Consider the following 26,289-nt stretch of genomic DNA (forward strand, 5'->3'; position numbering starts at 1 on the left):
ACCGGGCACCGGCTTCGGTAACGTCAGTGACTGTGTGGGCCACCTGGCGCGACGCCACGCACCGCGCTCTCTACGGCGACGAGGGCTTCTACCTGCGGGAACGACCCGCCCGACATTTCCGGACCTCGGTGCACGCGTCGGCCGTCTTCGCCGGGGCCGTGCTCCGGCTCCTCCAGCGGACCGACGACGCGCTCGGCACCCCGGCCACCGTGGACCTCGTGGACGTGGGCAGCGGGGACGGCCTGCTGGCCGCCCGCCTGCTGGCCGCGGCCCCGCCCGCGCTCGCGGCCCGGCTGCGCGTCACCGCCGTCGACCTGTCCCCGCGGCCGGAGGGACTGGACGCCGAGATCGAGTGGGCCTCCATCGTCCCCGGCGACGTCACCGGCCTGGTGATCGCCAACGAGTGGCTCGACAACGTTCCCGTGGACGTCGTCGAGCTGACCCCCTCGGGCCCGCGCATGGTGCTCGTCGATCCCCGCACCGGCGAGGAGCGGCTCGGGCCGGCCCCCGGGCCGGAGGACCTCGCCTGGCTGCGGCGCTGGTGGCCGCTGCCTTCCGCGGGCTGCCGGGCCGAGATCGGCCGCCCCCGCGACGAGGCCTGGGCGTCGGTGATCGGACGGCTCTCGCGGGGCACGGCGGTGGCGGCGGACTACGCCCACCAGGCGGGCGCCCGGCCGTGCCTGGGCAGCCTGGCCGGCTACCGGGGCGGCTCGATGGTGCCCGCCGTACCGGACGGGACGTGCGACATCACCGCGCACGTGGCGCTCGACGCCTGCGCGGCGGCCGGCGAGCGGGCCGGGGCGACCGTCACCCGGCTGACCACCCAGCGGGAGGCCCTCACGGAGCTGGGCGTCCGCGGCGACCGGCCGCCGCTCGACCTGGCTCGCACCGATCCCGTCGCGTACCTGCGGGCGCTCGGCAGGGCGTCGGAGGAGGCCGAGCTGATCGCCCCCGCCGGGCTCGGCGGCTTCGGCTGGCTCAGCCAGTCGCGCGGGCTTCCGGCGCGGACCGGGAACGCCTGAGGGGTCAGACCGTGACGTGCAGGGACTCCAGGCCGCGGATGACATAGTTGGGCTTCCAGACGGGCTCGGCGGCGAGCGCGAGCTTGGGGGCGGCCTTGAGCAGAGCGCCGAACGACTCCACCAGCTCCACCCGCGCGAGCGGCGCGCCGAGGCAGAAGTGGATCCCCGCGCCGAACGAGATGTGCGGGTTGTCGGCCCGCCCGACGTCGAGACGGTCAGGATCGGGGAAGACCTCCGCGTCCCGGTTGGCCGAGCCGAACAGCAGCGCGACCTCGGCTCCGCGGGGGATGGTCACGTCTCCGACCTCGATGTCCTCCAGCACCCACCGTTCGAACATCTGCAGCGGGGTGTCCCACCGCATGAGCTCCTCGACGGCCGTGGGCAGCAGGCCCGGATCGGCGCGGAGCCGGTCGAGCTCCCCGGGGTTGCGGAAGAGCGACCACCAGCCGTTGCCGGTGACGTTGACCGTGGCCTCGTGACCCGCGTTGAGCAGCAGCACGCAGGTGCCGATCAGCTCGTCCTCGGTCAGCCGGTCGCCGTCGTCCACGACCTGCGCCATGGCCGAGATCATGTCGTCACCCGGAGCGTCGCGGCGTTCCCGCGCCAGTCCCCGCAGGTAATCGGAGAACTCCGACGCGGCGCGCACCGCCGTGTGCTGGGCCTCCAGTGAGGGGTTGAGCTCGTACATCCCGCAGATGTCGGCCGACCAGGGCCGCAGCAGATGACGATCGCTCTCGGGAACGCCCAGCATCTCGGCGATCACGGTCACCGGAAGGGGCTCGGCCACGTCGGCGAGCAGGTCTCCGCCGCCGCGCTCGACGAACGCGTCGACCAGCCCGGCGGCGATCGCGCGCACCCGGGGCCGGAGCGACTCCACCATGCGCGGGGTGAACGCCTTGGACACCAGCCGGCGCAGCCGGGTGTGGACCGGCGGCTCGACGTCGAGCATGCCCGCCCGGGTCACCCGCCAGAACGGCTCCTGGAAGTCCGGCTCCGCCTGCCTGCCGAACTCCTCGTGCGAGGCCACATGGAGGTAGGAGCGGCCCAGCCGCCGGTCGCGCAGCAGCGCGTTGGCGTCGGCGTGGTGGGGGATCAGCCACTGGCCGGTCGGCTCGAAGAACGAGACCGGGCCGCTGTCCCGGAGCTCGCGGTAGACGTCGTACGGATGCGCGACGAACTCGGGATTCCAGGGATCAAACTTCACAAAGCACACCCTACGCAGCGAACGGGGCGGATGCGTGCCCGTGGGCCGGGAGGCGCTGCCGGCCTGCGGGTTTGGCAATCCGTCACCGCATCGGGTTATAGTGCGGCTCAGGTTATGAGTGCCAGCGTCAAGCCCCGGCTCGCTGGCCGGCAACCCTCGCGCTCGCGGCGGGGTGCCCCGGGTGAAGACCGGGTCCGGCACGAGGTGTGCCGGGCAAGCGCGGGCTCCGCCGTACGACGCCTACGACGTCATAACCGGAGTCCATGACTCCGAGGAGTGACGTTGTCCGCTGCCACCCCCACCACGCTTCCCGCCGGGACCTCCCCCGCCGCCCCCGGCCATGCCGGGACCGCGTCCCGCAACGTGACCCGCACAGCGGCTCACAGCGGTTCTCACAGCGGTTCTCACAGCGGTTCTCACACCGGTTCTCACGCCGGGGCCGGATCCGTGCCGCGGACCACCGGCCGTCCGATTCCGGCCGTTGTGGGGGCCGACCTGGAGGTCCCGATCAAGGGCGGCCGGCTGGTGCCGTATGCGAACTTCGACTACGCCGCCAGCGCGCCCTGTCTGGAGCCGGTGAACGCCGCCGTCTCCGCCGCGCTCCCGGCCTACTCCAGCGTCCACCGGGGGGCGGGCTACGCATCCCAGCTCACGACCGCCCGCTATGAGCAGGCGAGGCACACCGTACGGGCCTTCGCGGGCTCCCGCCCGGACGATGCCCTCATCTTCACCCGCAACACCACCGACGCGATGAACCTGCTGGCCCGCAGCCTCCCCGAGGGCACCACCGTCGTCGTGTTCGACAGCGAGCACCACGCCTCGCTGCTGCCCTGGCCCCGCGCCGTACGGCTGGCCCCGCCCGCCTTCCCCGGCGAGGCGATCCGGGCGGCCGACGAGGCCCTCGCCGCCATCGGCGGACCGGCCCTCCTGGTCGTCACGGCGGCGTCCAACGTCACGGGCGAGCTGTGGCCCATCGCCGGGCTGGCCCACATCGCCCACCGGCACGGGGCGAGGATCGCCGTCGACGCCGCGCAGCTCGTGCCGCACCGGCGGCTGAACCTGACCGCGCTCGACCTCGACTACGTCGCCTTCTCCGGGCACAAGCTGTACGCCCCCTTCGGGGCCGGCGCCCTGATCGGGCGGCCGGACTGGCTCGCGGAGGCGGAGCCGTACCTGCGGGGCGGCGGAGCCGTGAAGGCCGTCGGCGAGGTCGCCGAGTGGAGCGACGACGTCGAGGCCCGGCACGAGGCGGGCACGCCCAACGTCCTCGGCGCGATCGCCCTGGCCGCCGCCTGCGACGCCCTGTCCGCCACCGGCTGGACGCCGCTCGTACGCGAGGAGGAGCGGCTGATCGCCCGCCTGCGCGCCGGGCTCGCCGCGATCGGCGGCGTACGGGAGCTGTCGCTGTGGGGCCCCGACCACCCCCGGGTCGGCATCGTGTCGTTCACGGTCGAGGGCAGGACGGCCCGCGAGGTCGCCGAGCTGCTGTCGTCCGAGCACGGCATCGGCGTCCGCGACGGCAAGTTCTGCGCCCACCCGCTCGTCCGCCACCTGCTGGGGACCGACGACGGCGGCTGCGCGGACGGCACGGTCGGCGCGGTCCGCGCCTCGATCGGCATCGGCTCGACCGACGAGCACGTCGACCGCCTCATCGAGGCCCTCCGCCACATCGCCGTCTCCTGAGCCCGACCTCCTGAGCCCGACCTCTTGGGCTCGACGACGCCCCATCGCCGCTCTGCCGTCCATTCGCTCCGCCGTACGGGCGTGAAAGCATGAAGGCATGGACGGCACGGACGGCATGAGCGGTCAGGAGGGCGCCCGGCGGGAGCAGGTGGTCGGGCTCGGCGCCGGGGCGGCGGCCGTCCACCCCAGGGAGCTGGCCACCGAGGACATGATCCTCAACATCGGGCCGCAGCACCCCTCCACGCACGGCGTGCTGCGGCTGCGGCTCGTGCTCGACGGGGAGCGCATCTCCGCCGCCGAGCCGATCGTCGGCTACATGCACCGCGGCGCGGAGAAGCTGTTCGAGGTGCGCGACTACCGGCAGATCGTGGTGCTCGCGAACCGGCACGACTGGCTGTCGGCGTTCGCCAACGAGCTCGGCGTCGTCCTCGCCGTGGAGCGCATGCTGGGGATGGAGGTCCCCGTACGGGCGGTGTGGGCCAGGACGCTGCTCGCCGAGCTCAACCGGGTCCTCAGCCATCTGATGTTCCTCGGCTCCTATCCCCTGGAGCTCGGCGCCATCACCCCGGTCTTCTACGCCTTCCGCGAGCGCGAGACGTTGCAGCACGTGATGGAGGAGATCTCCGGCGGCCGGATGCACTACATGTTCAACCGGGTGGGCGGCCTCAAGGAGGACCTGCCGTACGGCTGGCTCGACCGGGTCGCCGGCGCGGTCGCCGACGTGCGCAGGCGCCTGCCCGACATCGAGGGCCTGATCGCCGGCAACGAGATCTTCCTCGCGCGCACCCGTGGCGTCGGCGTGCTCGACCGCGAGACGATCATGCAGTACGGCGTGAGCGGGCCGATCGCCAGGGCCTCCGGAGTGGATCTGGACCTGCGGCGCGACGAGCCCTATCTGGCCTACGGCGAGTTGCCCGTGAAGGTGGTGACCCGCTCGGCCGGTGACTGCCATGCCCGGTTCCAGGTGCTGCTGGAGCAGGTCAAGGTCTCCCTCGACCTGGCCGACGCCTGCGTGGAGCGGCTGCGCGGGCTGCCGCCCGGCCCGATCAACCAGCGGCTGCCCAAGGTCCTCAAGGCGCCCGAGGGACACACCTACGCCTGGACGGAGAACCCGCTCGGCCTCAACGGCTACTACCTCGTCTCACGCGGCGAGAAGACGCCCTGGCGGCTCAAGCTGCGCAGCGCGTCCTACAACAACATCCAGGTGCTGCGCGAGATGCTGCCCGGCCACCTGGTCTCGGACATGGTGGCGATCCTCGGCTCGATGTTCTTCGTGGTGGGCGACATCGACAAGTAGCGCCGGTCAGTCCTCCCCGTCCGGCTCCCCCGGGACGCGGCAGCAGTACTCGAGGAACAGCGCGGCGCAGATCAGGGCCACGCACGAGACGAAGGAACCACCGGCCACCAGCGCGTCATGGCGGGGGTTCGGCAGGCCGAGCATGTTGATCACGTGCAGCACGAAGCCGGCGAACACCCCGGCGAACACCGCCCCCGCGTGCGCGGTCGCCTTGGCCAGCGCGGCGAGCCGGGCGACGGCGAGCGGCTCCACCGGCTTGGTGTCCGGCCTGCGCAGGATCCGCGCCCTGGTCAGCCAGCCGGAGTACCCCTCGCCCAGGGCGAGCAACAGCGTCGTCGGGATCGCCGTCCACGGGAGGGCCGGCAGGGTCGAGTAGGTCTTCTGCAGCACGCCCCACGTGATGAGCGCGAAGACGACGACCAGGCCGACGAGCACGCCGGGATTGCTGGGCTTCACTCAGGCTCCTCGACCGCGATCACGAAGGGGGGACGAGCGACAGGTCGGTGCGCAGCCGTACGCCGCCGCCGTCCACTCCGGCCAGCAGGGCCGCCACCGACCCCCGCCCGGGGAGGACGGCGCCCGGGTCGGCCTGCGCCCAGGGGATCAGCACGAACGCCCGCTCATGCGCGCGGGGATGCGGCAGCGTCAGCTCCGGGTCGTCGGACGTGAGCCCGCCCACCGCGATGAGGTCGACGTCGAGCGTCCTCGGCCCCCACCGCTCCTCCCGAGTGCGGCCGAAGGCGTTCTCGATGCCCTGTGCCCGGTCGAGAAGGGTTCGCGGGTCAAGCATGCCCTCGCCGATCACCACGGCGTTGAGGTACGCCGCCTGGGTGGGCCCGCCGACCGGGTCGGTCTCGTAGACGGGGGACACCGCCACGAACGTCAGCCCCGGAGCGTCGAAGAGGGCGTCGAGGGCGCCCTGGAGGTATTCGATCCGGCGGCCGAGGTTGCTGCCCAGCGCGAGCACGACCCTCATGGACGACCCCTTCTGATGGTGACCACCACGTCGTCGAACGGCAGCGGGATGGGCGCCGCCGGCTTGTGCACGCTGACCTCCGCCTCCTCCACCAGGTCGTGGGCGAGGCAGGCGTCCGCCAACCGGCCGGCGAGCGTCTCGATGAGGTTCACCGGCTCGCCCTCCACGATGCGCGCGAGCTCCATGGCGAGGGCGCCGTAGTCGACCGTCTTCCGCAGGTCGTCGGCCGCCGCGGCGGGCGCGGTGTCGAGGAACAGGGTCACGTCGACGACGAACTCCTGCCCCAGCTCGCGCTCCGCGGGCAGGCAGCCGTGCCGTCCCCGGGCCCTCAGCCCGGCCAGCCGTACGGTGTCCCCGCCGGCCGTTCCCACGCCGGCCGTTCCCACGGGGGGCGTCGTCGTCACTGCTCCTGCTCCTCCTCCTCGTCGTCGTCGCTCTGCAGCACCGGAGAGCCGTGGTAGAGCCACAGCCGCCATCCGGTCGGCGTCCGGACGTAGGTGTTGGAGGCGACGACCCGGCCGGCGGCGAATCCCGGCTCGTCGGTGTCGGCGGCGGTGAGGATGTTCTCGGCGCAGGTGAGGATCGCCACGTCGCCGATCACCGTCGTCTGCACGTCGGTCAGCACGAACTGGATGTACGGCGTGTTCGCCATGATCAGCGCCCACGAGCGCAGCACCTCGGACCGTCCGGTGAGCATCGGCCAGCCGGGATGCACGCACGTCGCGACCCGGCCACCGCCGTCCTCGACCCAGATCTCCGACATCTTGTCGAGGTCACCGCTCTCGATGGCGTTGTAGAACGCCTGGTTGAGCTCCTCGATGTCCTTCATTGGCGTCCCTGTCGGCATGTCGGTCACCGGCCCTCGTCGGCGTGTGGTCCAGCGGCTGCCGTCCAGGCGGCGGCGACTCGCACGGCGTCGGCGTTGGGGCCGACCTTGTGCACCCGCACGCACCAGGCGCCGGCCTGCGCCGCGAGGGCGGTGACGGCGAGAGTGGCGTCATCGCTGCGGTCGAACGGCCTCGGCGTCCCATCCGCGTCGGCCAGAAGGCGGCCGAGGAATCGCTTCCTCGACGCGCCGATGATCAAAGGGTGGCCGAGCCCGTTCAGCTCTCCGATCCCGGCCAGCAGCGCCCAGTTGTGCTCCGCGTGCTTGGAGAACCCCAGCCCCGGATCGAGCACGATCTGCTCCTCCGTCACCCCTTCGGCGAGGACCGAGTCGACCCGCTTGCGCAGCTCCTCGGACACCTCGGTGAGGACGTCGGCGTAGACCGCCCTGCTGTCCATGTCGCGGCTGTGCCCCCGCCAGTGCATCACGACGTACGGCACGCCGGTCGCGGCCACCACCCTGGGCATCACGGGATCGGCCAGGCCGCCGCTGACGTCGTTGACCAGCCGGGCCCCGGCCTCGACGGCCACCTCGGCCACCTCGGCGCGCATGGTGTCGACGCTGACCGTCACGCCCTCCTCGGTGAGGACGCGGATCACCGGCACGACCCGGCGCAGCTCCTCCTCCAGCGAGACGCGGGGAGCGCCAGGCCGGGTCGACTCACCGCCCACGTCGACGATGTCGGCTCCCTCGGTCACGAGGTCGAGACCGTGCCGGATCGCCGCGTCGGCGTCGAACCACCGGCCCCCGTCGGAGAACGAGTCCGGGGTCACGTTGACCACGCCCATGACCAGGCAGCGCCCGAGCTCGGGCATCCCGGGCACGCCGCGTGTGGTCATGCGTCCTCCTCGCCCGCGGCTCGTCGGCGAATGACCACAGGCGCCGCGTACACCGGCTCACTCGCTCCGCTCGCCGTCAAGCCTAGGTGCTGGTGTGACGGGACCAGTCCGGTGGGTCCGGCCCCGCACCATAACGAATCACGCACCGGGCGGTGCCGGCTCAGCTGTGGAGGATGAGCGACATGGCCTCGGCACGCGTGGCCTCGCTGGTCCGGAAGTCGCCGCGCACGGCCGACGTGATCGTCTTGGCTCCCGGCTTCCGTACGCCGCGCATGGTCATGCACATGTGCTCGGCCTCGATCACGACGATCACCCCGCGCGGCTCCAGCACCCGCATCAGGCCGTCGGCGATCTGCGAGGTCATCCGCTCCTGCACCTGGGGGCGGCGGGCGTAGACGTCCACCAGCCTGGCCAGCTTGGACAGGCCGGTGATCTGGCCCTTGTCGTTGGGCGTGTAGCCGATGTGCGCGACGCCGTGGAACGGCAGCAGGTGATGCTCGCAGGTGGACATGACCTCGATGTCCTTCACCAGCACCATCTCGTCGTGGTCGGCGTCGAACATCGTGGTCAGCGCGTCCTCGGGCCGCTGCCCCAGCCCGGCGAACTGCTCGGCGAACGATCGGGCGACCCTGGCCGGAGTATCCCGGAGCCCGTCGCGATCGGGGTCCTCCCCGATCGCGATCAGGATCTCCCGGATGGCCTTCTCGATCCGGCCATGGTCGAACCCCGTGTGCGGGTCCACAGCTGTCAGGCCTCGTCCCGCTGCTGGGTCGTCGCCTGGTCCTTCGCTCCCCAGGGAGCCGCGCCGCCGGCGGGCAGCGCCGAGCCGTTGCCGTTCGCCCGCTCCTTCGGCGTGATCACCGGGGGACGGTCGGACGGGAGGCGCTTGCCGTATCCGGCGTAGGAGGGCCGCTTCTCCCGCTGCACGATCGGCGAGAAGATCCGCAGAACCTGCTCACGGGACAGCGTCTCCTTCTCCATGAGCTCCAGCACGAGGTTGTCCAGGACGTCCCGGTACTGGACGAGGATCTCCCACGCCTGGTCGTGCGCGCTCTCGATCAGGCGGCGGACCTCGTCGTCGATCGCCGAGGCGATCTGCTCGGAGTAGTCGCGCTCGTGGCCCATCTCGCGGCCGAGGAAGACCTCGCCGTTGCCGCTGCCGAACTTGCGCGCGCCGAGCTTCTCGCTCATGCCGTACTCGGTGACCATGCGGCGGGCGATCGTGGTCGCCTTCTCGATGTCGTTGGACGCGCCGGTGGTGGGCTCGTGGAAGACGAGCTCCTCAGCCGTGCGCCCGCCGAGCAGCATGGCGAGCTGGTCCATCATCTCGGACCGGGTCGCGAGGAACTTGTCCTCCATCGGCAGCGTCATCGTGTAGCCGAGGGCGCGGCCGCGCGACAGGATCGTGATCTTGTGGACCGGGTCGGAGTTGGGAAGCGCGTGGGCCACCAGGGCGTGCCCGCCCTCGTGGTAAGCGATGATCTTCTTCTCCTGGTCCGACATGACGCGCGACTTGCGCTCGGGACCGGCCATCACGCGGTCGATCGACTCCTCGAGCGTCGCCATCGTGATGAGCTTCTCGTCCTGCCGGGCGGTCAGCAGGGCCGCCTCGTTGATCACGTTCGCGAGGTCGGCGCCGGTGAAGCCGGGGGTGCGCCTGGCGATGACGTCGAGGTCGACGTCGCCGTCGAACGGCTTGCCGCGGCCGTGCACCTTGAGGATGCCCTTGCGGCCCTCCAGGTCGGGCCGGTCGATGACGACCTGCCGGTCGAAGCGGCCGGGGCGCAGCAGGGCGGGGTCGAGGATGTCGGGCCGGTTGGTGGCGGCGATGAGGATCACGCCGCCCTTCACGTCGAAGCCGTCCATCTCGACGAGCAGCTGGTTCAGCGTCTGCTCGCGCTCGTCGTGGCCGCCGCCGAGGCCGGCGCCGCGGTGGCGGCCGACGGCGTCGATCTCGTCGATGAAGACGATCGCGGGGGCGTTCGCCTTGGCCTGCTCGAACAGGTCGCGGACCCGGGAGGCGCCGACGCCGACGAACATCTCGACGAAGTCGGAGCCGGAGATGGAGTAGAACGGCACGCCGGCCTCGCCGGCGACGGCCCTGGCGAGCAGCGTCTTACCGGTGCCGGGCGGGCCGTACAGGAGCACGCCCTTGGGGATCTTGGCGCCGATGGCCTGGAACTTCGCCGGCGCCTGGAGGAAGTCCTTGATCTCCTGGAGCTCCTCGATCGCCTCGTCGGCGCCGGCCACGTCGGCGAAGGTGGTCTTCGGGGTGTCCTTGGTGATCAGCTTCGCGCGCGACTTGCCGAAGTTCATCACCCGGGAGCCGCCGCCCTGCATCTGGTTCATGATGAACAGGAAGATCAGGACGATGATGATGATGGGCAGGAAGCTCACCAGCAGGCTGACCAGGAAGTTCTCCCGGGGGACCTCGACGGTCCAGCCCTTGGACGGCTTCGCCGTCGCGAGCGCCTGCGTCAGCTGGACGCCCTGACCCTCGACCCAGGGCGCCTGGATGCGGTCGGTCGACTTGCCCGCGACCTCGATGGGGCTGTTAAGGGTGAGCTCGATCCGCTGGTCCTTGTCGACCACGGTCGCGTTCTTGACATTGCCCTGCTGGATCTGCTGGACGACCGTTGAGGTGTCGGCGGTGGTGTAGTTGCCGTCTCCGCTGAACATCGTGCTCACGAGCAGGAGAAGCAAAACGATGCCCAGGATCCACAGCAGTGGGCCACGTGTAAATCGCTTGAGATCCATCCGTTGCGGAACCCCGGCGGGCCCGTCCCTTTCTGACCAAGGCCTGCCCCGGGAGAACCCGGGGTCGCGGCATCCCTTACCGCTCCTTCAGTTATCCGCCGGTCACCTTTCGGCGGCCCACGGATATCCGAAGGTACACCCGGCCGCCGCAGGGGGTAACTGCCCGCGCGGCTCCGGCTTTGCCCTTCCAACGTACGTCAGGCAAGTCCGTGTTCCCCGACCAGGGAGCGAATAACCCAAGATTGCCGGGGGCACTTCGCTCAGGGCTTACTCCCCTCCGTACACATGTGGCGCAAGGGTCCCAATGAAGGGGAGGTTGCGGTACCGTTCCGCGTAATCGAGCCCGAATCCGATCACGAACTCGTTCGGGATGTCGAAACCGACGTACCGCACCTCAAGGGGCACCTTCACGGCGTCCGGCTTGCGCAGGAGCGTGCAGATTTCCACCGAGGCCGGGTTGCGCGACTTGAGATTGTTCATGAGCCACGACAGCGTCAGCCCGGAGTCGATGATGTCCTCGACGACGAGCACGTGCCGGCCGGCGATGTCGGTGTCGAGGTCCTTGAGCACCCGGACCACGCCGGAGGACTTGGTCCCCGCGCCGTAGGACGACACGGCCATCCAGTCCATCTGCACCGGGACGTGCAGGGCACGGGCGAGGTCGGCCATGACCATCACCGCGCCCTTGAGCACGCCGACGATCAGCAGCTCCTTGCCCGCGTAGTCGGCGTCGATCTGGCCGGCAAGCTCCTTGATCTTCGCTTGGAGCTCGGGTTCCGGGATGAGGACGCTGGAGAGGTCCTGACCCATGTCGGCTGCATCCACCTGGGGTTTTCCTTACGAGAGCGAGAGGTTGTCCACGGCGAACACCAGGGTGCCACAGCGCCTCGTCACCCCCACCCCCCCGGGTAGGCACACGGCCTTCTGCCCGTGCCACGCCGTGACCAGCCGCTCGACGGCCTCGATGTGGACGGCCGCCAGCGCCGGCGCGGGTGAGCCCGCCTCCACGGCCGCCCGCTGGATCACCCGCCGCCGCACGGCGCCCGGCACTCCTTCGAGCGGCCCCACCGCCAGCTCGCCGCCCGGCCCGCGCGACGTCGCGTGGACCGCCGCCGCCCACTCGTCGAGGGCGTCCGCGTCGTCCCGGCACAGACGGGCCGTGCGGGCGAGCGCCTCGGCCACGCCCGGTCCCAGCGCCGTCCGCAGGACGGGGAGCACCTCGTGCCGCACCCGCACCCGGCCGTACGCGGGGTCGGCGTTGTGGGGGTCGTCCCAGGGCCGCAGGCCGAGCGCCGCGCAGGCCTCGCGCGTTCTGGCGCGGGGGAGGCCGAGCAGGGGGCGGCGGTAGACGCCGGTCGCCTCCGGCATGCCGGACAGGGACCGGGTGCCGCTGCCGCGCGCCAGGCGCAGCAGCACGGTCTCCGCCTGGTCGTCCATCGTGTGGCCGAGCAGCACCGCGGCCGCCCCCAGTCTCCCGGCGGCCTCGGACAGGGCCGCGTAGCGTGCGTCCCTGGCGGCCGCCTCCGGGCCGCCGGCGGTTCCCACCGTGACCGTCAGCGCCTCGGCCGGGTCCAGGCCCAGCTCGGGGGCGAGCCGTACGAGATCGCGGGCACGCTCGGGGGATCCCTCCTGGAGGCCGTGATCCACCGTGAGCAGCCCGGCACGCAACCCGAGGCGGGGCGCGGCGAACCCCGTGGCGGCGGCGAGGGCGAGGGAGTCGGCGCCGCCGCTGCACGCCACCAGCACCAGCGCGCCGGCGGGCACGTCCGCGAGCGACAGCCGTACGGCGCGGCGGACGTCGGCGACGGCGGGATGCGGGCCCATGGCGCCCATTGTGGCCGCTCACGCCGCCCGGCCGGTACGCGCGGCTAGGCGGCGGTGAGGACCCGGGACATCCAGGCGTGGGGGTCGGCGATCTCCAGGCGGTCGGGCAGGGTCTCCGGGGAGGTCCACACCTTGTTGAACGCCTCCATCCCCGCCTCGTCCACCACCGTCCGGACGAATCGGGAGCCCTCGGCGTACTGCTTCATCTTGAGCTCGATGCCCAGGAGGCGGCGGATGAGCTGGTCCATGCGGGACCCGCCCTCCCGGCGGCGCTGGAACTTCGACCGGATGTCGGCCACCGACGGCACGACCGACGGGCCGACGGCGTCCATGACGTAGTCGCCGTGCCCCTCGACCAGCGTCATCACGGCGGTGACCCGGTCGAGCACGGCCTTCTGCTCGGGGGTCTGGATGGCCTCGATGAGGTTGCCCTCACCGCCCCTGAAAGCGTCGGCGACCGCGTCGGAGGCGGCGCGCAGGCGTTCGAGCAGCGTCGTCAGGTCCATCTCGGAGGCGAGCAGGAACTCGGTCATCTGGGACTGGACGTACCCCCGCAGCCAGGGCACGCCGGTGAACTGCACGCGGTGGGTCTCCTCGTGCAGGCACACCCACAGCCGGAAGTCGCGGGGGTCCACGGAAAGCTCGCGCTCGGCGTGGACGATGTTGGGGGCGACCAGAGTCAGCCGGCCCATCGGGAGGTTCCCCGACGGGTCGGGCGGGAGGAACAGCTCGTACTGCCCCAGCACCCGGGAGGCGAGGAAGGCCAGCACGGCGCCGACCTCGAGACCGGTGATGCGGGAGCCCACGGCGCCCACGATCGCCGGCATGTTGGACATCTTCTGCGTCAGGGGCTCCAGCACGATGCGGAACCCGTCGACGTTGGCGCGGATCCACCCGGGGCGGTCCACGACGGTCGCGGCCTCGGGGGGCGCCGAGTCGATGCGTGTGAAATCGCGCACGTGCGCCTCGGCGTCCTGAGAAAGGCGCCTGAGCTCGGCGACCGCATGCCTGGCCTCCTCTCGGCTCACCTGCGGCCCGGGCCGCACGAGGCGGACACCGGTCGCGACGGCCAGATCCCAGTCGATCACCTGCATACCCACCACCGTACGTTCTCCGCGCATCCGCCGCGCGAGTGAGCGCGGGAGGACCACGGTCAGCTCTGCGAGACGATCGTGGCCATCTTGTCGAGCGCGGCCATCGCCCCTGTGGGGTCGGCCACGTCGTCGGCCATGAATGCGAAGGAAAGCAGTCGCCCGTCGTTCGTGTACGCGATGCCCGCCAGGGTGTTCACGCCCGTGAGCGTGCCCGTCTTGGCGCGGACCAATCCGGCGCCGGCCTGTGAATCGCCTTTGTCGTACCGGTTGTGCAACGTGCCGGTGAACCCGGCCACCGGCAGGCCGCTGATCAGCGAGTGCAGTTCGGGGTGCTCGGGGGAGGCCGCCACGGCCAGCAGGCGGGCGAGCGCGGCGGGCGTGATGCGGTTGCGGGTGGACAGGCCGCTGCCGTCGTGGACCTCGATGCCCTGGTCCGCCTTGAGGCCGCGCAGGACGCGCTGCACGGCCTCCGCCTCCCCGAGGAAGGTGTGCGGAAGACCCGCCTTGATCGCCACCTGGCGCGACAGCGCCTCCGCCAGGTCGTTGTCGCTCAGGGTGAGCATCCGCTCGACGAGGGCGTAAAGGGGCGGCGACTCCACCCGGGCCAGCTCCTGGGCCCCGCCCGGCGCGTCGCCCGCGGCGATGTCCTTGCCCACCTTGACGCCGTACCTCTTGAGAAGGGCGGCGAAGGCGTCGGCGGTCGACCTGGGCGGGTCGGCGAACCGTCCCCCGCCGGCCGACCGTCCCTCGTCCATCGTCAGCGCCGCGACAGGGGCGACGCTGCCCTCGGGGATGTACGTCGGCTTCCAGCCGGGAGCGGTCACCGGGCCGGAGAACAGCGAGGAGTCGTAGGCCAGATTCACCGATGTGACGTTCGCCGCTTTGAGCGCCTTCGCCGTACGGGAGGCGAGCTGGGCGAGCGACGCCGGCCGCGGGTAGACGGTGTCCTTCGACCACTCGGCGTCGGCCCCCGCCTTGGGCCCGGCGAGGGTGGGGTCGCCGCCTCCGACGAGGACGATGTCGCCCGGCCCCTTCCCCTTGACCACGCGCGTGGCGAGACGGGCGTCGGGGCCGGCCGAGGCGAGCACCGCCACGGCCGTGACGACCTTCGTCGTGGAGGCGGGCTTGATCGGCGTGCCGGAGCCGCCGTCGAACAGCGCGCCCCCGGTCCGCGCGTCGAGGACGACGCCCGCCACCCGCCCTCCGAGGGCCGGGGCCTTCATGGCGTCGGCGAGCAGCGCGGTCAAAGTACCCTTGGCGGGAAGAGCCCCGTCCTCCGCCGCGGCCAGAACCGGGCCCGCGGTGACGATGGGGGTCGGGGTCGGTTCCGGAGACGCGATCGGAGCCGGCGTCCTGGCGGCGTCGTGGAGGATGACGTAGCCGCCCGCGACGACGACGAAGATCTGCAACAGGGCGAGGGTGGCCAGCACCATCCACCGCTCTCGTCGCACCACGTCACCCTCATTTCGCGCCGGCCGGAACACGCTTACGAGACATTAACGCCAGCCCGGGACACCCGGGGGCTCGAGCGGAGGAACGAGTGGAGTTCGACGTTGTCGTTGAGATTCCCAAGGGACAACGGAACAAGTACGAGGTGGACCACAAGACCGGTCGCATCCGGCTGGACCGGCTGCTGTTCACCTCGACCCAGTACCCCGCCGACTACGGGTTCATCGAGAACACCCTCGGTGAGGACGGTGACCCGCTCGACGCCCTCGTGCTGCTCCAGGAGCCGACCTTCCCCGGCTGCCTGATCAAGTGCCGCGCCGTCGGCATGTTCCGGATGACGGACGAGAAGGGCGGCGACGACAAGGTGCTGTGCGTCCCCGCCACCGACCCCAGGATGGAGCACATCCGCGACATCCACCACGTCGGCGAGTTCGACCGGCTGGAGATCCAGCACTTCTTCGAGGTCTACAAGGACCTGGAGCCCGGCAAGTCGGTCGAGGGCGCCAACTGGGTGGGCCGTACGGAGGCCGAAGCCGAGATCCTCAACTCGATCAAGCGGGCCCGGGACGACGAGGAAGCGTCGATCGAGCATGCCCAGGAGACTGGGGAAGAGGAGCACTGAGCCCTACCCGGGCCGGGTGGCGCCGATGAGGTCGCGGCGCCAGATCGTCGAGATGCGCACCACGTCCCCCGTCTGGGGGGCGTGGACCATCAGGCCGCGGCCGATGTAGATGCCGACGTGGTGGATGGTGCCGGGGTTACGGCTCAGGCGTCCGTAGAACACCAGATCACCGCTGTGCAACTCCTTGACGGAGACGTGCCGGCCGGAGCTCCACTGAGTGCCGGTCCAGTGATCCAGCGCGATCCCCGCTCGCTGCCAGGCGCGCATCGTCAGCCCCGAGCAGTCGAATCCGGACGGGCCGGCCGCCGCCCACACGTACGGTTTGCCGAGCTGTTTGAGTGCCCACTGGGCCGCCTGCCCGCCGGGGCCCGTGGCCAGGCGGCCCGCCCAGGAGGGGATGGCCATGCTCGTGCGGGCGGCTCCTGCGCGGCGGATCCCGATCCGCTGGCGGCTCTGTCTCCGCGCCTGCTGCCTGGCCCGTTTTCGCGCCTGCTCCCTGGCGTGCGCCCGGTTCTGTTCTCGGGCTCCGTCCCGGGACTGTTCTCGCGTCTGGTCCCGGGCCTGGAGCTGGTCCACGAGGGACCGGGCCGCGTCAAGCCTCGCCGAGATCTCGGCCCTCTGCCGCTCGATCTCCCGCGTCTGGCTCAGCTGCCGGTCGACGGCCCCCCGGGCCGCGTCCCGCGCGAGCCGTACCTGCTCGGCCGTCTGGACCTGCGCGTTGTAGGCCTGGGCCGCCTGGTCCCGCAGGATCTCGTACACCTTCTGGGTGTCGCGGAGCCGTCGCAGGGTCGCGGCCTGCTCCTCCCCCATCTGGGCAAGCACACCCGCCCTCCGCAGAAAGCTTCCGACGTCGCCCCACCCGCCCAGCACGGCCGCGGCGTCGGAGTTCAGCCTCACTCCGCCGTACTGGGCGGCCGCCTGCTCCGCCAGCTCGTCGCGCACCGTGTCGTACTGCTCGGCGGCTTCACGGGCCCGCTGCGCCGCACGCTCGTAGTCCGCCCGCGCCGTCTCCAGCCGGACGAGCTCCCCGTTGTACGCCTCGACCAGCCGCTCGGCGTCGGCGGCCAGCTCGTCCTGGCGGGCCTGCGCGTCGGCGAGCCGCGCCTCGGCCCTGTCCAGCTCCTGCGCCCGATCCTGGGCCTCCTGCCGCGCGCTCGAAACGTCCCCTACCGACGGTTTCGGGTCAGCGCACGCCGGTCCCCCGAGCGTGAGCACCAGACCCGAACCGAGCCCGGCGACCAGCCCGGATGCTCTGAGGAGTGGCATTCCATCCCCTTCCCTGATCCCCTCCCCTCAGTTCCCAATGGCTACTCTCCGTACACATTGAAGACACGCACAGTAATCGGCCTATGTGGTGGATCGTCCCAGTACGCCCTGAACAAAAGGGACTCCAAACGGGGAGATCTCTAGCCGGAGATTGCCCGGGGATGGCCCTGTGCGGCCGGGTTCAGTCAGGTACGTCTCCGGGCCGGGACGTGCCGTACGCGGCCATGAACATGTCCAGCAGCCCGTCGACCGCGCTCTCGTCGACGGGGCGGGTCGACAGGAGGTGGCGGTAGTACAGAGTGCCGCACAGCACCTCGGCGGCGAACTCCAGATTCGTCTCCGCGACCAGTTCACCGGCGCGCTGGGCGCGGGTGATCCGGTCGAGGGTGCTTCGCTCGACGGTGACCAGGAATCGTTCGTGCAGGGTCGCCCGCAGCGTGGAATCGGCCTGCGCCTCGGCGATCACCGCGCGGTAGACGGGGCCGATCGGCGGGCTGGACAGGGCGCGGCTCGAGCGCAGGAACTGTTCGCGCAGATCCGCGCGGACGCCGCCGGCGTCGCGATAGTCCAGGTCGCTGACCCACACGAAGCTGAGCGCGTCGAGCAGGAGCGCCGCCATGGACGGCCAGCGCCGGTAGATCGTGTGCTTCCCGACCCCGGCCCGCCTGGCCACCGCCTCGACGCTCAGGCCCGCGTAACCGGCCTCCGCGGCCAGATCGAGGGTCACTCGCAGCAGCTCTTCCGTACGCGCGGCGCCTCGGCGCCGTGGCGTGGCCGGCGTGTCGGTCATGACACCAGCCTATCGGCACGCAGCGTGCCGTTGACAGCCGCCGAGGCCGCGTGCACTATTGGGCTTCCATCGGCACGATGCGTGCCGATGGAGGGGGTGTCGCCGTTGACGCGCCCACAAGTGCGCCACATCAGATCCACAAGGGGAGAACCGCCATGAGCACATACGAGGGGTTCACGGCCGAGGAGCGGGCCGCGATGAAGGACCACGCGCAGGAGATGAAGACGGCGGCGCGCCGCAGCGCGCGCCCGGGCAAGGCGGCGGAGAAGGCGGCGGAGGCGGAGCGGGACGTACTCACCAAGATCGCCGAGATGCGGGACTCGGACCGGATCATGGCCGAGCGCGTCCATGCCGTCATCATGGCCGGCGCCCCGGTCCTGGCGCCGAAGCTCTGGTACGGGATGCCCGCCTACGCGCTTGACGGAAAGATCGTCTGCTTCTTCCAGAGCGCGGAGAAGTTCAAGGCGCGGTACGCGACGCTCGGGTTCAGCGACCAGGCGCGTCTGGACGAGGGCACGATGTGGGCGGCCGGGTTCGCCCTGACCGAGGTGACCCCCGAGGTGGAGGCGCGGATCGATGCGCTCGTGAAGCAGGCGGTGAGCTGAGGCCCGCGCCTCCCGCCGGGCCGTGTGCCGGTCGACTGCTGTGTCCGCGTACCTGTTCAACCAGGTAGGCGAACGCCTCGCCGGGCCCCCGCCACGCGGCCCGGAGGCCGGGCAGCCGGTAGTCCATCGGGGCGATGGGACTGCGACCCGCCATCGGGCTCACGACCGGACCTCGAATCGCGGTCGCGACCGGACCCCGGCGCGCCCTCGGACCACCGGCCGGGCCGCGACCCGCCGCCAGATACACGGCCGGGCTGCGACCCGCCGCCAGATTCACGACCGGACCCCGACGCGCCCTCGGACCTGCGGCCAGGCTGCGATCCGCCCTCGGACCTGCGGCCGGCGCGGCCGGGGAAGCCGCTGGAGGCGCCGACGGCCGACCGGGTGTGGCGCCGCTCGAACCCCCGCTCGTTTCGGCCTTCCGGAGCACGGCCTTCGGACCCGCCCTCCCGCGTACGGCCTCCCGACCGTCGGTTGCCACCCTCCCCGGTGCGGCCTCCCGGCTCCCGGCGGTCGCCCTCGGCCGTGCGGCCTCCCGGCTCACGATCGGACCCGTGCTCCCGGCCGGCGGCTCGGCGGCCGGACCGCTGCCGCTCGCCTTCGGCGGTGTGGCCTCCCCACCCGCGCTCGCGTCGCCCCTCGGAGCCGTGCCCCTGGCGTCCCGCACCCCCTCGCCGTTCCCTGACATGGCCTCCCCACCCGCCCGCGTGCCCGCCACCATGACCTGCGGACGGCGGGGCGGAGGGCTGGTGTGTGGGGGGTTGCTGCGTGGGGGGCTGCGGGGCGCCGGAAGCGCCGGGCTCCGGCCACCTGCGCGGCCGGTGCTGGTGCTCGTGCCCGGGGGGCAGCCCCTGACGCGGCGGCCGGGAGTGATGTCCCGGCCAGTGCGCGGGGGGCGGCCCGCCCGGGGGCCGGCTCGGCGACGGCTCCGGGTCTCCGCTCGGCAGCGAGGTCGGCTCTCCCGACGGCCCTCCCGACGGCTCGCCCGTCGCCCCGGAGGTCGGCGTGGCCGACGGCTCGGCGCTGGGGCCGCCGGAGGACGGAGGCACCGTCGCCGGGGGCGGCTGAGTGACCGATCGCGACGGTTGGGGACGTGGTGGGGGGTTCGGCACCGGGGCCGGCCGGTCCGGCAGAGCGGGCACGACCGGCTCGACCAGATCGGGGGAGGCCGGGACGCGGGAGGCTGGCGGCAGCGGAGAGCGGCCGTTGATCGAGTCGAGGCCGGCCGGGGTCGACACCGACGGAGCGCTCACCGTGCCGGCGGGAGGCCTGATGGAGAGCGGCAGCCCGCGTGAGGCTCCATCGGCCTGTTCACGCACGTCACCGGAGAACTGGGCGAACGCGAGCGCGATCGCGGCGACGGCGGCCACCGTCGCCACCGCGCCGGCCACGGCCTGGGCGAGGCGGCCCTCGCGGCGGACCCGCGCTCTCGGGAATCCCGAGGCGTCGAGCGGCCCGACCCGCCTGGCGACGAACCGGCGGTAGGGGACGAGCTCCGGGTCGATGAAGCTGCTGAGCACGCGGACCCGCAGCGTGTCCGGCAGCACCACCGGCGGCAGCAGGCCGAAGACCTTGGCCGGGGAGACCTGCCTCACCCGGTGCGGGGAGCAGGTCTCGCATCGCGCCGCGTGCTTGATCAGCTCGGCCCGCACGTCCTGCGGGATGTCATCGGAGTGCCCTTCGAGCATCCGCGCCACCCGCTCGCAGCCGTGCGCGCTCCGCCTGGCGAGGATCTCGACCGTGAGTGCGCCCCGCAGACGGTCGGTGGCGGCTTCGACCAGGCCTTCGGCGTAGCGCTGCCCCGTCCCCAGCACCCCGGCGACGTCGGCCGCCGACATGTGGTGCCGCGCCGTGAGCTCCAGGACCTCCCGGTCATCCGGGGCGAGCCCCGCCACGGTGCTCTGCGCCACCGCCCGCAGCTCGGCGTCGGTGCTGTCGGCGGGGGTGGCGGGGTCGGCCGTGGAGAGATCGGGGATGGGCGCCGTGGCGGGCGGCGCGGGCGTCCCGTCGGCACGCGGCGGCTCGCCGGGCAGCCGGCGGCGCAGGCACTCCCCACGGGCCAGGGCGTACAGCCACGGCCGGAAGCGACCGGGCTCGGCGAGAGATCCGACGAGGGCCTCGGCGGCGATCAGCGTGTCGCGCAGCGCCACCTGGGCGCTGTCGGGGTTCGCCAGCATCGCCCGGCAGTACCGGTAGACGCTCTCCGCGTGGGTGTCGTAGAGCGCCGCCAGCGCCCCGGGATCGCGGGCCCGCAACGCCTCGACCAGAACGCCGTTGTCCATGTAACTGAGGGTAAATGCTTGGTAACTACCTGCTCTACCGTTTCCCGCGAAGTCACGTAACTACATCGAGAACATTTACGGGTACGACCTCAGCACATATCCAGGAGATAGATCCACGAATACCGGCTTATCGTAAACAAACGCCTATGAAGGTTATTTCGCCATATTCAGCGGGCGTCGCGGGGCGCGAGGCCCGCGGTGGCACACCCCTGGAGCAGGCCGTCGAGGCCGAACGCGTCGACCGGCCCGAGCGCCCCCGCGCCACGCACGCCGTCCGCCAGCGCGGTCGTCGCCGCCCACGCCAGGACTCGCGCGGTGAAGTCGTACGGGTCGCCCCCGTCCAGCCGTACGGAGGCCAGCAGGCGGCCTCCCCCGTCGTACGCCTCGGCGATGGTCTGCGAGGAGATGCCCGAGCCGGGAGGTGGGGTGCGGGTGCCCGACCGGAGCACCCGGTCGGCCAGCGCCTCGGTCGCCCGCCTGACGCCGGGGAGCGCGGCGAGCACCGGCGTCGCCCGAGCCACCACCCCCGCCGCCCTGGTCAGCCCGCCCAGCCAGCCGAGGTACACGTTGACCTCGCGCAGGCCCTGATGGACCGGCGGCAGTGTGAAGTGCTCCGACGCCCCCATCGACAGGCCCTGCCTCCGGCGGCCGTCCACGGCGAAGGGGCGGGTCCGGCCGTGCTCCCGGGTGATGCGCCCCTCACGGAAGCCGTACATCGGCTCCAGCACCATGCCGAGCGCGGACGCGCGAGTCCCGGCGCTCGAGCGGCGGGCCATGTCGCCCCGCACGAAGTATCCGATGTCGACGCGCGCCGCCTCGGGGCCGGCCTTGCGCAGGGCGAGGGAGGCGGCCAGGTTGCCGGGCACGTAGTCGTACCCGAAAGCCGTGATCAGGGCGCTCCCGCGGGCCGCCGCCGCCGGGCCGTACCGCTGGAAGATCCGCTTGATGAACGTGGGCTCACCCGTGCTGTCCAGGTAGACGGCCCCGGCCTCGGTGGCGGCGGTGACGGCGGCCTCCCCCCATCGCAGGAACGGCCCGACGGTGGAGACCAGCACGTCGCCCGGCGCGACGATCCTGCGTACCGACTCGGGACGGCTCACGTCGGCGACCGCGGTCGGCAGGCCGCCGCCCAGCGACTCGGCGAGGCCGGCCAGCTTCTCCGGGTCGCGGCCGGCGAGCAGCGGCCGGGCTCCGCCTGTGACGAGCGCCTCGGCCGTGAGCCGTCCGGTGAACCCGGTGGCCCCGAAGAGCACGATCCTGGGAGTCGTCATCCCGTTACGGTAACCTGCCTCGGAGGTCAAGATCGGCAGCGGGGCGGCGGCTTGGGCGCCGCCGCCCGGCCGCTCACTGCCGGCGGTCGGTGGCCGGTTGATAGCCGCGGTCCTTCATGAACGGCTCGGTCGTCGGCAGGACGGTGTGCATGGGAGCGGCCCCGCCCTTCACCAGGTCCTCGTACGGCTTGGCCGTCGTCCCCCACGTCCCGGCCTCGATGTCGGTCCTGGCGACCTTGCCCCCGTTCACGCCGTCCACCGTGATGACGAAGCGGCGCCTGACGTTCGCCCGCACGTCCTCGACGTAGGAGGTGGCGCCGCCGAGCAGCTTCCCACCGGCGTCCCTGAGCAGGGCGGTCACCGCGAGGTTGCCCACCGCCTTGCGGAACGGGTCGAGGACGTAGCCGGTGACCAGGTAGGAGCCGTTCGGCAGCCGCTCGGTGAGCACGTCGGACACCGGGAAACGCAGGAAGGCCGACGGGATCCGCGACGCCTCCCGCCAGGACGCCGGCCGGTGCTCGATCTTCACCTTGACCGGCTTGGCCCCCGTGACGGCCTGGCCGCTGAAGGCCAGCGGCCGCCCGGGGGGCACCGCGTCGAGCGGCTGCTCCATGTGGACCACCTCCTTGCCGGCGGCGTCCACGGCGCTGATCACGGCGACCGCGTTCTCGCCGAAATGCCACCGGTTCGGGTTGGTGAGCACGCCCGCCCAGGTCACCACATAGTCGGCGCCGGAGCGCACGACCCCGGATGCCTGCTCCTTGAGGGCGAGTGGCCGGAGGCCCGGCTCCTTGTCTTCGCTCGCGCACGCCGCCATCACCGATACGGCGAGGGCGAGGGCGATCGTCATTTGGCAACGTCGCGTCACTTAGCCGTCATAACCGCTGAATGGGACGGCTGAGCTATGACACGCGCGCCTCGTGCGCTATTTTTACTCTCCCATCGTCACCGAAAGGCTTTTTCGCCTCAATTCGGATTCATCGCTGACGGGCCACGCGGCCCTCGTCCCAGACCGGCTCGGGCGCCTCGTAGACGCGGCCGTCCGCCCCGAAGACGAGATAGCGGTCGAAGTCCGCGGCGAACCAGCGGTCGTGGGTCACCGCGAGAACGGTGCCGTCGAAGGCGTCCAGGCCCTGCTGCAGCGCCTCGGCGCTGGCCAGGTCGAGGTTGTCGGTCGGCTCGTCGAGCAGCAGCAGCGTCGCGCCCGACAACTCCAGCAGCAGGATCTGCAGCCGCGCCTGCTGGCCTCCCGACAGCGTCTCGAATCGCTGCTCGGCGGTGTTCCCGGCCAGCTCGTAGCGGGCCAGGGCCTTCATCGCCTCGTTCTTGAGCCGGGCGTGCTCGCTCATGACGATCTCGCAGGGCGTCCGCTTGAACAGCTCGGGATGGGCGTGGGTCTGGGCGAAGTGCCCCGGCACCACCCGCGCCCCCAGCCTGGCCGTCCCGGTGTGCCGTACGTCATCCCCCGCGACCAGCCGCAGGAAGTGCGACTTGCCCGACCCGTTCGAGCCGAGCACGGCGACCCGCTCGCCGTACCAGATCTCCAGGTCGAACGGCTTCATCAGGCCGGTCAGCTCCAGGCCCTCGCAGATCACGGCCCGCTTGCCGGTGCGGCCGCCGCGCAGGCGCATGCTGATGAGCTGGTCCTTCGGCGCGAGCTCCGGCGGCCCGGCCTCCTCGAACTTGCGCAGCCGCGTCACGGCCGCGTGGTAGGGCGCGGCCATCCCGTCGTTGTAGGCCGCCTTCTGCTTGAGCATGACGACCAGCCGCTTGATCTTGGCGTGTTCTTCGTCCCACCGGCGGCGCAGCTCGTCGAGGCGTTCGTTGCGCTCCTTGCGCGCCTGCGTGTAGGTGGCGAAGCCGCCGCCGTGGATCCAGATGTTCCCGGACTCGACGGTGACGATCCGGTCGGCCGCGTTCGCCAGCAGCTGCCTGTCGTGGGAGACCAGCAGCACGGTCTTCTGCGTCTCCCGCAGCGCCTGTTCCAGCCAGATCTTCCCGGGCACGTCGAGGTAGTTGTCGGGCTCGTCCAGCAGGAGCGTCTGGTCCGGGCCGCGCAGCAGCGCCTCAAGCACGAGCCGCTTCTGCTCACCCCCGGACAGCGTGTTGACCTCGCGATACTTCACGTTGTCGTACGGCGCTCCCAGGGCGGCCGTCGTACAGGTGTCCCAGAGCACCTCGATGTCGTAGCCGCCGGCGTCGGTGTAGTCGGTGATGGCCTGCGCGTACCGCATCTGGGCCTTCTCGTCGTCGCGCTCCATCATCGCCATCTCGGCGTCGTTCAGCCGGGCCGCCGCCTGCCTGACGCCGGGGGGCGCGACGCTCAGCAGCAGGTCGTGGACCGTACGGCGGTCGCGGATGCTGCCGATGAACTGCCGCATGACTCCCAGGCCGCCGGAGTGGGCGACCGAGCCCTCCACCGGCTGGAGATCACCCGCGACCAGGCGCATCAACGTCGTCTTGCCCGCCCCGTTGGGCCCGACGAGCGCGGCCTTGACCCCCTCGCCGATCCGGAACGAGACGTCGTTCAGAAGCGGCCTGCCATCAGGCAGGACATAGGTCAGATGGCTCACGTTTATCATGGAACCCACATAGCAAAGTCGACGGCGATGGACATTCGGCCAGCGTAGGGACGGGAACGAAGATCTGGCCACTGGATAAACGTGATGTCCCGCGCGGAGCGGGGACCGCAGTGGCCCCCGTGCGTTCGGTCAGCGAAGGCGGCCCGGCCGGCCCGTGAAGCCGACCGGGCCGACTCGTCAGTCGACGAGCATCGCGCTGAATCGCGACTCCGCCGCGTCGAACTCGATCACGCGCACACGGACCGTCGCGCCGACCGCGGCACCGCCACCGCGAACGAGCCCTTGCACACCGGAATCAGACTCGACGAAGAGCCCGAACGGCTTGGCGGACTTGACGACGACAGTGACCTCGTCACCGGCGTTCAGGAGGGTTCCGGTCATACGGCTCACCCCCTCTCCATCCTCAGGGTGAGTCGGACAGCGGTGCGCACGCAGACCCCAGGTTCCTTCTGTCGCGGGGTAGCGCGGGCGCCGGACTCTGCCCGGACGTCACGCAAGCAGATGGTACAGGCTGAGGGACCGATTCACAGGTCCTGATCGTTCCGCGACCGCGGCTGCGCTCCTCGGCTGGAGCGAGCGAGTCAGCGCGATGAGTCGTTGATTCCCCGTTGCGGCACTCGCCCGTCCGGGAGCGGGCCGGGCGCACAACCTGCGGATCCTCACCGACGAGGTGGTTCTCAAGCTGCTAAAAGGTGATTTACCAGTATTAGATTCTGGGCCATGCGTGAGAACTCCCCCTGGCGGCGCCGTCTCGTGTGGTCGGTCGCGGTCATCGCGTCCCTCGGACTGATCGCGGTGGGCGGCGCGGGGTGGTACTACTCCGGGCTCGTCATCGACCCGGTCCATGCCTCTGACTACCCCCTCACCGTCACGGCCGTGAACGGGGACCAGGTCACACTCAAGGGCGGCTCGGACACCGCCGCCCCCGGCACGTACGGCCTGACCTGGGAGGACGGGAACGCGCTCCTCGGCCCGGCGGTCGCCACCGGGGCCGGCACCGTGACCAGGAAGGTCACGAAGGTGGTGCGGGGCGACCTGCGCCCCGGCCTGCACGCCTATCTGGACCGGTGGCTGTGGGGGCACGGGAACCCGTCGGCCGCGGGGGTGCCGTACACGGACGTGAAGATCCCCTCATCGCTCGGCGACCTCCCGGCGTGGCGGACCGAGGGCACCTCGCCGACGTGGGTGATCGCCGTACACGGACGGAACGCGAACCCGGCCGAGGCGCTGCGCGTGCTGCCCGTCTTCCACAAGCTGGGGATGCCGGTGCTCGGCATCACCTACCGCAACGACGAGGGCGCGCCCGCGAGCCCTGACGGGAAGTTCCACCTCGGCGCCACCGAGTGGGAGGACGTCGCGGCGGCCATCACCTACGCCAAGGCGAACGGCGCCACCGGCGTGGTCCTCTACGGCTGGTCGATGGGCGGCGGGATCGTCCCCATGACCGTGCGGAAGGTGCCGGACGCCCCGGTCAAGGGCATGATCCTGGACAGCCCCGTAATGGACTGGAGAGCGCCCATCGCCCTCGGCGCGGAGCAGATGGGCGTGCCGCACTTCCTGGTCACGGTGGGCGAATGGGTGATCGAGCGGCGCACCGGCCTGTCCTTCGACGACCTCGACCAGGTACGGCACGCGCGCGATTTCAAGACCCCCGCCCTGATCTTCGTCGACTCGTCGGACGCGACCGTGCCGGTGGGCCCGGCGCTGGAGTTCGCCAAGGCCAGGCCCGATCTGGTCACCCTGGTGCGCACCGACGGCGGCGGGCACACCGGATCCTGGAACGTCGACCAGGCCCGTTACGAGAGCGCGCTCAAGACCTTCGTGTCGTCGCTGTAGGCCG

General features: G+C 71.7%; 25 protein-coding genes and 1 riboswitch. Of the genes, 6 read left to right on the forward strand and 19 right to left on the reverse strand.

From position 1 onward, the window contains the following. Positions 1 to 26: 26 nt before the first annotated feature. A complete protein-coding gene (locus AB0B72_RS32770) occupies positions 27 to 1,022 on the forward strand; it encodes an SAM-dependent methyltransferase (RefSeq protein ID WP_367743184.1) in 996 nt (331 codons plus the stop codon). Positions 1,023 to 1,026: 4 nt separating this feature from the next. Here the strand turns inward: AB0B72_RS32770 and AB0B72_RS32775 are convergent, their stop codons facing one another. After that, the gene (locus AB0B72_RS32775; protein ID WP_367743185.1) at positions 1,027 to 2,226 is read right to left on the reverse strand and encodes a cytochrome P450; all 1,200 of its coding nucleotides are present in this window, start codon (positions 2,224 to 2,226) and stop codon (positions 1,027 to 1,029) included. A 110-nt stretch (positions 2,227 to 2,336) separates the two neighbouring features. Continuing rightward, positions 2,337 to 2,452, forward strand: a riboswitch (SAM riboswitch). Positions 2,453 to 2,673: 221 nt separating this feature from the next. On the opposite strand from AB0B72_RS32775, the gene AB0B72_RS32780 reads away from it, so the two are divergent. Then, complete coding sequence (locus AB0B72_RS32780; protein ID WP_367743186.1) at positions 2,674 to 3,909, forward strand: aminotransferase class V-fold PLP-dependent enzyme; 1,236 nt, start codon at positions 2,674 to 2,676, stop codon at positions 3,907 to 3,909. 115 nt (positions 3,910 to 4,024) lie between these two features. Beyond that, a complete protein-coding gene (locus AB0B72_RS32785) occupies positions 4,025 to 5,206 on the forward strand; it encodes an NADH-quinone oxidoreductase subunit D (protein WP_367743264.1) in 1,182 nt (393 codons plus the stop codon). Positions 5,207 to 5,212: 6 nt separating this feature from the next. Here AB0B72_RS32785 and AB0B72_RS32790 read toward each other — a convergent pair whose 3' ends face one another. The 11 genes from AB0B72_RS32790 to dacB all read right to left on the reverse strand — a co-directional run bounded on the left by AB0B72_RS32790 (position 5,213) and on the right by dacB (position 15,036). Further along, positions 5,213 to 5,662 (reverse strand): DUF3180 domain-containing protein, encoded by a 450-nt coding sequence (locus tag AB0B72_RS32790; RefSeq protein ID WP_367743187.1) that lies wholly within the window; start codon positions 5,660 to 5,662, stop codon positions 5,213 to 5,215. A 19-nt stretch (positions 5,663 to 5,681) separates the two neighbouring features. Further along, the gene (gene folK / locus AB0B72_RS32795) at positions 5,682 to 6,182 is read right to left on the reverse strand and encodes a 2-amino-4-hydroxy-6-hydroxymethyldihydropteridine diphosphokinase (RefSeq protein WP_367743189.1); all 501 of its coding nucleotides are present in this window, start codon (positions 6,180 to 6,182) and stop codon (positions 5,682 to 5,684) included. After that, positions 6,179 to 6,586 carry a dihydroneopterin aldolase gene (gene folB, locus AB0B72_RS32800; RefSeq protein ID WP_367743190.1) on the reverse strand — a complete coding sequence of 136 codons (408 nt, stop codon included), beginning with the start codon at positions 6,584 to 6,586 and terminating at the stop codon, positions 6,179 to 6,181. Before folB ends, folK begins: the two co-directional genes overlap by 4 nt. Next, positions 6,583 to 7,011, reverse strand: a complete 429-nt coding sequence (locus AB0B72_RS32805; protein WP_367743191.1) for a nuclear transport factor 2 family protein — start codon at positions 7,009 to 7,011, stop codon at positions 6,583 to 6,585. The genes folB and AB0B72_RS32805 overlap by 4 nt, the downstream gene beginning before the upstream one ends. A gap of 23 nt (positions 7,012 to 7,034) precedes the next feature. Continuing rightward, positions 7,035 to 7,907: a dihydropteroate synthase gene (folP, locus tag AB0B72_RS32810; protein WP_367743192.1), complete on the reverse strand. Its 873-nt coding sequence runs from the start codon at positions 7,905 to 7,907 to the stop codon at positions 7,035 to 7,037. Positions 7,908 to 8,067: 160 nt separating this feature from the next. Further along, complete coding sequence (folE, locus tag AB0B72_RS32815; protein WP_367743193.1) at positions 8,068 to 8,649, reverse strand: GTP cyclohydrolase I FolE; 582 nt, start codon at positions 8,647 to 8,649, stop codon at positions 8,068 to 8,070. A 5-nt stretch (positions 8,650 to 8,654) separates the two neighbouring features. Further along, positions 8,655 to 10,664: an ATP-dependent zinc metalloprotease FtsH gene (gene ftsH, locus AB0B72_RS32820; protein WP_367743194.1), complete on the reverse strand. Its 2,010-nt coding sequence runs from the start codon at positions 10,662 to 10,664 to the stop codon at positions 8,655 to 8,657. Positions 10,665 to 10,931: 267 nt separating this feature from the next. Next, positions 10,932 to 11,489 (reverse strand): hypoxanthine phosphoribosyltransferase, encoded by a 558-nt coding sequence (gene hpt / locus AB0B72_RS32825; protein ID WP_367743195.1) that lies wholly within the window; start codon positions 11,487 to 11,489, stop codon positions 10,932 to 10,934. A gap of 12 nt (positions 11,490 to 11,501) precedes the next feature. After that, on the reverse strand, positions 11,502 to 12,488 hold the full coding sequence (gene tilS / locus AB0B72_RS32830; RefSeq protein ID WP_367743196.1) for a tRNA lysidine(34) synthetase TilS: 987 nt from the start codon (positions 12,486 to 12,488) through the stop codon (positions 11,502 to 11,504). A gap of 44 nt (positions 12,489 to 12,532) precedes the next feature. Next, positions 12,533 to 13,582 carry a zinc-dependent metalloprotease gene (locus AB0B72_RS32835; RefSeq protein WP_367743197.1) on the reverse strand — a complete coding sequence of 350 codons (1,050 nt, stop codon included), beginning with the start codon at positions 13,580 to 13,582 and terminating at the stop codon, positions 12,533 to 12,535. Between the two features lie 59 nt (positions 13,583 to 13,641). Next, entirely contained in the window at positions 13,642 to 15,036 is a 1,395-nt protein-coding gene (dacB, locus tag AB0B72_RS32840) for a D-alanyl-D-alanine carboxypeptidase/D-alanyl-D-alanine-endopeptidase (protein ID WP_367743199.1), read from the reverse strand. An 86-nt stretch (positions 15,037 to 15,122) separates the two neighbouring features. On the opposite strand from dacB, the gene AB0B72_RS32845 reads away from it, so the two are divergent. After that, a complete protein-coding gene (locus tag AB0B72_RS32845) occupies positions 15,123 to 15,653 on the forward strand; it encodes an inorganic diphosphatase (protein WP_367743200.1) in 531 nt (176 codons plus the stop codon). A gap of 3 nt (positions 15,654 to 15,656) precedes the next feature. On the opposite strand, the gene AB0B72_RS32850 is transcribed toward AB0B72_RS32845, so the two are convergent. Next, a complete protein-coding gene (locus AB0B72_RS32850; protein ID WP_367743201.1) occupies positions 15,657 to 16,919 on the reverse strand; it encodes an NlpC/P60 family protein in 1,263 nt (420 codons plus the stop codon). Positions 16,920 to 17,100: 181 nt separating this feature from the next. Further along, positions 17,101 to 17,709, reverse strand: coding sequence for a TetR/AcrR family transcriptional regulator (locus tag AB0B72_RS32855; RefSeq protein ID WP_367743202.1), 609 nt, complete (start codon positions 17,707 to 17,709; stop codon positions 17,101 to 17,103). 155 nt (positions 17,710 to 17,864) lie between these two features. Here AB0B72_RS32855 and AB0B72_RS32860 point away from each other — a divergent pair, with 155 nt between their 5' ends. Next, a complete protein-coding gene (locus tag AB0B72_RS32860) occupies positions 17,865 to 18,314 on the forward strand; it encodes an iron chaperone (RefSeq protein ID WP_367743203.1) in 450 nt (149 codons plus the stop codon). A 56-nt stretch (positions 18,315 to 18,370) separates the two neighbouring features. Here AB0B72_RS32860 and AB0B72_RS32865 read toward each other — a convergent pair whose 3' ends face one another. The 5 genes from AB0B72_RS32865 to AB0B72_RS32885 form a co-directional block, all read right to left on the reverse strand. Continuing rightward, a complete protein-coding gene (locus AB0B72_RS32865; RefSeq protein ID WP_367743204.1) occupies positions 18,371 to 20,596 on the reverse strand; it encodes a sigma factor in 2,226 nt (741 codons plus the stop codon). Positions 20,597 to 20,763: 167 nt separating this feature from the next. Continuing rightward, entirely contained in the window at positions 20,764 to 21,867 is a 1,104-nt protein-coding gene (locus tag AB0B72_RS32870) for a trans-acting enoyl reductase family protein (RefSeq protein ID WP_367743205.1), read from the reverse strand. A 73-nt stretch (positions 21,868 to 21,940) separates the two neighbouring features. Beyond that, complete coding sequence (locus AB0B72_RS32875; protein ID WP_367743206.1) at positions 21,941 to 22,717, reverse strand: hypothetical protein; 777 nt, start codon at positions 22,715 to 22,717, stop codon at positions 21,941 to 21,943. 127 nt (positions 22,718 to 22,844) lie between these two features. Further along, entirely contained in the window at positions 22,845 to 24,449 is a 1,605-nt protein-coding gene (locus AB0B72_RS32880; protein ID WP_367743207.1) for an ABC-F family ATP-binding cassette domain-containing protein, read from the reverse strand. A gap of 177 nt (positions 24,450 to 24,626) precedes the next feature. Continuing rightward, entirely contained in the window at positions 24,627 to 24,830 is a 204-nt protein-coding gene (locus AB0B72_RS32885) for a hypothetical protein (protein WP_367743208.1), read from the reverse strand. A 339-nt stretch (positions 24,831 to 25,169) separates the two neighbouring features. On the opposite strand from AB0B72_RS32885, the gene AB0B72_RS32890 reads away from it, so the two are divergent. Next, positions 25,170 to 26,285 carry an alpha/beta hydrolase gene (locus AB0B72_RS32890; protein ID WP_367743209.1) on the forward strand — a complete coding sequence of 372 codons (1,116 nt, stop codon included), beginning with the start codon at positions 25,170 to 25,172 and terminating at the stop codon, positions 26,283 to 26,285. Positions 26,286 to 26,289: the final 4 nt, after the last annotated feature.

The sequence above is a fragment of the Microbispora sp. NPDC049125 genome (assembly GCF_040802045.1).
Classification (GTDB): domain Bacteria; phylum Actinomycetota; class Actinomycetes; order Streptosporangiales; family Streptosporangiaceae; genus Microbispora.